Annotated in this window: 1 protein-coding gene; it reads left to right on the top strand. The window is 47.1% G+C overall.

Annotated elements, in window-relative coordinates; genetic code table 11:
• Positions 1-68 precede the first annotated feature (68 nt).
• Positions 69-1,217 carry a DUF4785 domain-containing protein gene (locus HJG39_RS19235; RefSeq protein WP_268412033.1) on the top strand — a complete coding sequence of 383 codons (1,149 nt, stop codon included), beginning with the start codon at positions 69-71 and terminating at the stop codon, positions 1,215-1,217.
• Position 1,218 lies beyond the last annotated feature (1 nt).

Below are 1,218 nucleotides of genomic sequence, written 5' to 3'. Positions count from 1 at the left end.
CAGTCTCGTCGCGATTGTTTCAATCTTGACGTTATCATCCGTAACGACATCTAAGCAGGAGCCAGAACATGAAAAAGCAATTATTGACGTTGGGCTTGTCTATGCTGTCAGTCGCGGCATCAGCTCAAGTTCTTGAAACGAAAAGCGCAAATGACTTTTTGCACTATAGTTTTCCGGTAACGCAAAGTGCGAAGCTGGAAACCACACAGGCTTATAATGCCCTTAGCAGCAGCTACTTGATGGAAGTGTCAGGAGCACAACTGAACAAAGGCGTTACATTAAACACCACGCAATCTAACGTTTCGTTCCTAATTTCTCGTAAAAGCGGAGCGTCTCAATTAGACACGGGTTTATTGCAACTACGTCATGCCAACGCGCCATCAGTATCTTTAGTTGATACGCGAGTGACGGCAGAGCAATTGTCGCAAGTGGGCATGTTCCGTGACACCGTAGCTCTAAACACAGTGAAAGACGCGGCTTTTGGTGCGTTAACGTTGAAATCTGAGCAAGGTCTAGCGGCGAGCGATAAGTACATTGTGCAGGTGAAAGAGAAAAACTCACCTTATAACTTATCGGTTAGCATTCCAACGCAAAGCTATACAGCGGGCGACAAAGTAATAGCGCGCGGCGAAATGCTAAAAGGCAGTGACGCGTTAAACATCGACAAAGCCACAGCACAGTTAGTTGCACCTAACGGTAAGGTGTCTCAGGTTTCTGTGAAAGTGAATGGTGACGAAGTGGTGTTCAGTGCGGCAGAGCAAGCGGACATCATCTCACCGATTAACGGTTTGTATGAGTTACGCGTGCAATCGGTTGCGTCGGACAACGACTTAAGCATTCCACGTTATGCGAAAGTGGCGTTTGCGTTATCACGCGACACAGCGAAGCTAAACGGCGCATCGTTTGTTGAGAAAGACGGTTTGTCAGCTAATGTGCGTTTAGTGGCGAAAGAAGCGGGTCGTTATGAAGTGCGCGGTATCCTTTACGGAACTAATGCACGCGGTCAATTGGTTCCTGTTATGGAAACACACGCAGCGCAAAGCACGAATGCTGGCTCAGACAGCATTAAGTTGCCATTCGATGCAGCGATTTTAGCGGACGCTAATGTGAAAGCCCCTTATGAGCTGCGTGATGTGCGTTTGTATGACCAAAAGCAATTAGGCTTAGTGGATACATTGGCACGCAACGTCTCTTTTGGTGGTAAGAATACTTTCTAAA

It is taken from the genome of Alteromonas sp. a30 (assembly GCF_026788005.1).
Taxonomy (GTDB): Bacteria; Pseudomonadota; Gammaproteobacteria; order Enterobacterales; family Alteromonadaceae; genus Paraneptunicella.
Note: the sequence above shows the minus strand (reverse complement) of the source record. Positions and strands in the feature narration are given on the sequence as shown.

Excerpts from the sequence above, each read along its gene's own strand:
- HJG39_RS19235 (WP_268412033.1), top strand. The coding sequence starts at position 69 with ATGAAAAAGCAATTATTGACGTTGGGCTTGTCTATGCTGTCAGTCGCG.